This is a genomic window from Mycobacterium sp. (genome assembly GCF_019247615.1).
GTDB lineage: Bacteria > Actinomycetota > Actinomycetes > Mycobacteriales > Mycobacteriaceae > Mycobacterium.
Genome location: NZ_JAFBAT010000093.1, coordinates 1 through 5,798, shown reverse-complemented (window position 1 = coordinate 5,798; position 5,798 = coordinate 1). Strand labels below are relative to the sequence as shown.

Here is a 5,798-nt window from a genome sequence, read left to right as displayed (position 1 = left end):
CCCGATGCGATCGTGCTCGGTGATCGCGTCTTCACCGAGCTCGGCCATCTCGCCGAGCACCGCCCAGCTGCGCCGGACGGCGGACCCGCCCTTCTCCCCGCGGTGCGCGATCCAGGCCAGCGCCTGCAGTCCCGCTCGCATCGAGTCAGGGTTGGCGTTGTAGGCGTCGTCGATCACCGTGACGCCGTCGGACCGGGTGGTCACCTGCATCCGGTGCCGGGATACCGGCCCCGCGGCGGCCAACGCCGCCGCGACCTGCTCGACGTTGGCGCCGCACTGCAGCGCGACCGCGCCGGCGCACAGCGCGTTGGTGACCTGGTGGTCGCCGTACACGCTCAACTGCACCGCTGCCGCGACGGCGCCTTGTGCGTTCATGGCGTGCAGGGTAAAGCGCGGCCTCGCCAACTCATCCAGCGACACTCCTTCGGCCCAGACGTCGCTCGGCCCGGATTCGGTTCGGCTGGCGCGGCTGACCCGGACCACCCGCGCCGCGGTGACGTCGGCCATCGCGGCCACCGCCGGGTCGTCGGCATTGAGAATGACCACCCCAGACGGCGGAACTGCTTGGGGCAGTTCGGATTTGGTCCGGGCGATGGCTTCCCGGGAGCCGAACTCGCCCAGGTGTGCGGTCCCGACGTTGAGGACCACCCCGATGGCCGGCGGCGCGATCTCGGCCAGCGCGGCGATGTTTCCGGGATGGCGCGCCGACATCTCGAGAACCAGGTAGTCGGTGCGCCTGGTCGCCCGCAAGACTGTCCAGGGATGACCCAGCTCGTTGTTGAACGAGCCGGGCGGGGCCACCACCTCGCCCAGCGGCTCGAGCACCGCGGCCACCAGGTCTTTGGTGGAGGTTTTTCCCGACGATCCGGTGATGCCGATGATGGTCAGCCCGCCCGCCACCAGCTCTCCTGCCACCGCCTTGGCCAGCTTGGCCAATGCGGCGAGCACCGCCGCGCCGGAGCCGTCGGCGTCGTGCTCGAGGACCAGGCCGCCCTCGGCTGCCTGCGCTCCGGGTTCACGGGGAACCACGACGGCCGGAACCCCGACGGGCCGGGCCGCCAGCACGGCGACCGCGCCGGCCGCTACGGCCGAGGCCGCGTGGTCGTGCCCGTCGGCCCGCGCTCCGGGCAGTGCCAGGAACAGTCCGCCGGGGCCGACGGCTCGCGAGTCGAATTCGACGGTCCCGGTGACGCGGAGTTCCGCGGCGGTCTGCGGCGAGACGTCCGCCAATGTGCCGCCGACGATTTCGGCGATCTCGGCGACGGTCAGATCGATCATTGCGGTGCCTTCAACGCCTCGAGGGCCCGGGCCAGCTCAACCCGGTCGTCGAACGGGCGGACCTCTCCCCCGCTGCGCTGCCCCGTCTCGTGGCCCTTGCCGGCAACCACCACGACGTCACCGGGACCGGCCCAGGACACCGCGTGCCCGATGGCCTCGCGCCGGTCGGCGATCTCGACCACCCGGGCGGCACCGCGGCCTTCGCGAGCACCGGAAAGGATTTCACGTCGGATAGCCGCGGGGTCCTCACCCCGCGGGTTGTCGTCGGTGACGACGACCAAATCGGCGAGCTGGGCAGCGATCTCGCCCATGGGCTTACGTTTGCCGGGGTCGCGCTCGCCGCCGGCGCCGAACACCACGGCCAGCCGGCGATCCGGCCGCAGCAGCGTGGTCAGCACGGCACGCAAAGCTTCCGGCTTGTGGGCATAGTCGACCAACGCAAGAAAGTCCTGGCCGCGGTCGATCTCCTCGAGCCGTCCCGGCACCCTCGTTTGCCGCAGCCCGGGCGCAGCCTGCTCCGGCGAGATGCCCACCTCATCGAGAATCGCCAGCGCGACAAGGCAATTCGCCACGTTGTAATGGCCCGGCAGCGGGATGCCGATCCGGTGGTGCACACCGGCGGGGTCCACGGCGGTGAATTCCTGTCCGCCCGCGCCCATCGGCGCGGCGTCGAAGGCCCGCCAGTTCGCGGGGTGGTCGGCCGCGCTCACCGTGACCGCGTCACCGGCTCTGGCCGCCATCGCGCGCCCGGCGTCGTCGTCGATGCACACCACGGCGCGGCGGGCGTGCAGCGGCGACTCCGGGTCGAAAAGCAGGGCCTTGGCCTCGAAATAGTCGGCCATGCTGGGGTGAAAGTCGAGGTGGTCGCGGGACAGGTTGGTGAAACCACCGACCGCGAAGTGGGTGCCATCCACCCTGCCCAGGGTCAGCGCGTGGCTGGACACCTCCATGACGACGGTGTCGACACCCCGTTCGGCCATCGCCGCGAGCATTGCCTGCAGCGCCGGCGCCTCGGGCGTGGTCAGCGCGCTGGGGATGTCTTCGCCGTCGATGCGGATGCCGATGGTGCCGATCAGCCCGGCGATGCGCCCGCCGGCGCGCAGACCGGACTCGACGAGATACGTCGTGGTCGTCTTGCCCGACGTTCCGGTGATGCCTACGACCGGTATCCGATCCGACGGGTTGCCGTACACCGTGGCGGCCAGGCCGCCGAGCACGTCACGGGGCGCGGGGTGCACGAGCGTCGGCACAGCATGGGTCCGCTCGGCCATCTCGGCGACCCCGGCGCCGTCGGTGAGCACCGCGACGGCACCGCGGTCGATCGCGTCGCCGGCGTACCGGGCGCCGTGGGTGGACGAGCCGGGCAGGGCCGCGAACAGGTCGCCGCGCTGAATGTCCTGCGCGCGCAGGGTGACGCCCGTGACGAGAACGTCGGGGACAGCTACGCCGTCGACCGTCACCGCATGTATCTGAGCCGCCAGCGCCGGCAGCGGCACGCCGTCGCCGGCGCTCGGGCGCAAACCTGTGGCCACCGACACCACCTGATATTCACACCTCCCTCCCACGCGTGATCCCCATGATCAGCCATGACACCCTACCGAGGAGTGGCGGCCAACGCGGCGGGCTCGTCCGCCAAGGGTGCTCAGTGTCAACCAACGCCGTGAACGCATGATCGACGGCCTATCCGCCGCTGCCCTGCGCTCGGGTCACCTGCGTTCAGGTGGCCTGCAAGGTCAGCGGTGGCCCGGGATCCGGTGACAGCGGCACGTTCTCCCGTTGCATCAGCCAGCCCGCGATGTTGTGAAACAGCGGCGCCGCCGAGTGCCCGGGCGTCCCGTCGGCGTTGCGCTGCGGGTTGTCCATCATGATCCCGACGACGTAGCGGGGGTTGTCCACGGTGGCCATCCCGGCGAAGGTGATCCAGTAGACGTCGTCGAAATAACACCCGCAGCCCGGGTTGATTTGCTGCGCGGTCCCCGTCTTGCCGGCCATCTGATAGCCGGACACGGCGGCGGCCGGGCCGGTCCCCTGCTGGTAACCCATCGGGTCGCGCTGCACGACGGCGCGCAACATCTGCCGCACGGTCTGCGCGGTCTGCGGCGACACCACACGGACGCCCTCGGGGCGCGGTTCTTCGGTCCGGGTGCCGTCGGGTGCGATGGTGGCCTTGATGATTCGCGGGGGTACCCGCAGCCCGTCGTTGGCGATGGTCTGATACATATCGGTCATTTGCAGCAGGGTCATTGAAAGGCCTTGGCCGATCGGCAGATTGGAGAAGGTGCTGCCGGACCACTGGTCGATGGGCGGCACCAGTCCGGCGCTTTCGCCGGGCAGGCCGACGTTGGTGCGCTGACCCAGCCCGAATTTGCGCACCATGTCGTAAAAGCGTTCCGGCCCGACGCGCTGCGCCAGCATCAGCGTGCCGACGTTGGACGACTTGCCGAATATGCCGGTGGTGGTGTAGGGCATCACGCCGTGCTCCCAGGCGTCATGGATGCTGACGCCGCCCATCTGGATCGAACCCGGCACGTGCAACACCTCGTCGGGGTTGCTGAGGCCGTACTCGATGACGGAGGACGCGGTGATCACCTTGTTCACCGAGCCCGGCTCGAACGGCGAGGAGACCACCAGGTTACCCAGCTGCTTGTCGCCCTGGCGCCCGATGTCCTGGGACGGGTCGAAGGTGTTGTCGTTCGCCATGGCCAACACCTCGCCGCTCTTGGCGTCCAGCACCACGGCCGAAACATTGTGCGCCCCAGACAGATTCTTGGCCTGCTGGACCTGCTGCTGCACATAGAACTGGATGTCGTCGTCGATCGTCAGCTGAACGGTGGACCCGTTCACCGCCCGGTGCCGGTTGCGGTAGCTGCCCGGGATGACGACACCGTCGGACCCGCGGTCGTAGGTGACGGAACCGTCGGTTCCGGACAGCACCGAGTCCAGCGAATCCTCAAGTCCCAGCAGCCCGTGGCCGTCCCAGTCGATGCCGCCGACGATATTGGCCGCCAACGAGCCGCCCGGATACTGGCGCAGGTCCTGCCGTTCGGAGCCGACCTCGGGGAACTTGTCGGAGATCGCGCCGGCCACAGCCGGGTCGACGGCACGCGCCAGATAGACGAAATTGTCGTTGCCCTGCAGCTTCTTCAGCACGGTCGCGGCGTCCGGCTTGTTGCTCAGCCGGGCCGCGACCTCCTTGGCGATGTCGCGTAGCCGCTCCTGCGGATCCGGGGCGGCCGAGTTCTTCTTCCTCGCCTCCTCCAATTGCTGGCGGATCCTCTTCGGCTGAAACGTCAACGCGCGCGACTCGGTCGTGAATGCGAGCCGCTCGTTGTTGCGGTCGACGATGCTGCCCCGCACCGCTTTCTCCACGTCGGTGACCTTGAGCTGTCCGGCGGCCTGGGCCCGCAGCTTCGGGGCGTTCGTTACCTGCAGCATGAACAACTGGACCGCCGCCACCAGCGTCAGCACCAAGATCACCGCGTTGCCGGCTCGGTGGCGGAAGACGAACGAGGCGCCCCGCGTGCTCGCCTTGACGATGTGGCGGGTACGCCGCTCCGTCGCCGAACGACCCGCCGAGGGCGGGTCGCCCCGTTCGGCCACGCCGACGCTCTTGGCCGGCTTGGCTTTACGGAACCTCCTCGGTACCCGCATGTCCGGAACGTGCGTGGTTTGCCGCGCCTTCCGAGGTCGCCTCGGTCGGCCAACCACCTTGGCTCCCTTCGTTTTACGCGGACTCCGCGTGGACCCCTCAGGCTGCGACCGACTCGTTCGCCGGGCCTCGCCGCGCCTCACCGCGGCGTACCCGGTGTCGCGACGGCCGGGGAACCGGGCTGCGATCCGTTGGCCGGCGGCGCCGTCCCCGGCCGGAGCGGAACCGGGACCTCGGCGGGGAGCGGAGCGGGCCGGGCGGGAGCGGAGACGGGCAGCCCGCCCAACGGAATCGGCACTTCGGCGGGCGTCGGGGCGGGCGCCTGCCCGGTCGCCGGCGCCCCCGGTACCGGCAGGCCGGGCGTCGGGACCGCCTGCAGCTGGCCCGTGACGGGTCCACGAGGCACGCCGGGAAGCTGCGGGCCGGTCTGCGGCAGGTGCTGGCCTCCGATCGTGGCCGAGCCGTCCGGTGCGCGCAGCAGCATCTCCGGCCCGGAGCTACCTGGCACACCCGGACCGCCGGGACCCTGCTGCACCCGGACCGGGACCTCCGGTGGCAGCGCCGGTGGTGTCGGAGGAGGCGGCGGACTCGGATCGGGAAGCCGCGTGTTGAGGGGCGGCGGCGGCACACCATCAGCCGGCTTGGGGCTGCCGACGACCACCCAGTTACCCGACGGGTCCTGGACCAGGTGTGCGGTGTCCCTCGTCGGGATCATGCCCTGTTTGCGGGCGGCCTCCGCGAGCGCCGGCGCGGATTCCGCTTCGCGCACATCGCGTTCCAGCGCCTCTTTCTGCTGCTGCAGCATCCGCGTCTTCTCGCGCGCGTGGCTCAATCGGTACGAGCGCTCGGCAGAATCGGTGGACAACCACAG

3 protein-coding genes and 1 pseudogene are annotated in these 5,798 nt (G+C 70.3%); all 4 read right to left on the bottom strand.

What is annotated here, in order from left to right:
* Positions 1-1,278, bottom strand: a 1,278-nt coding sequence (murF, locus tag JO059_RS06490; protein ID WP_293315274.1) for a UDP-N-acetylmuramoyl-tripeptide--D-alanyl-D-alanine ligase, incomplete at its 3' end; no start/stop codon positions are given.
* Positions 1,275-2,843, bottom strand: a complete 1,569-nt coding sequence (locus JO059_RS06485; RefSeq protein WP_293315273.1) for a UDP-N-acetylmuramoyl-L-alanyl-D-glutamate--2,6-diaminopimelate ligase — start codon at positions 2,841-2,843, stop codon at positions 1,275-1,277. The genes murF and JO059_RS06485, both read right to left, overlap by 4 nt.
* A 151-nt stretch (positions 2,844-2,994) precedes the next feature.
* Complete coding sequence (locus JO059_RS06480) at positions 2,995-4,929, bottom strand: penicillin-binding protein 2 (RefSeq protein ID WP_293315272.1); 1,935 nt, start codon at positions 4,927-4,929, stop codon at positions 2,995-2,997.
* Positions 4,930-5,066: 137 nt separating this feature from the next.
* Positions 5,067-5,798, bottom strand: a pseudogene (locus tag JO059_RS06475) (hypothetical protein); the annotation flags it as partial.

Coding starts and splice junctions, on each gene's coding strand:
- JO059_RS06480 (WP_293315272.1), bottom strand. CDS start 4,929: ATGCGGGTACCGAGGAGGTTCCGTAAAGCCAAGCCGGCCAAGAGCGTC.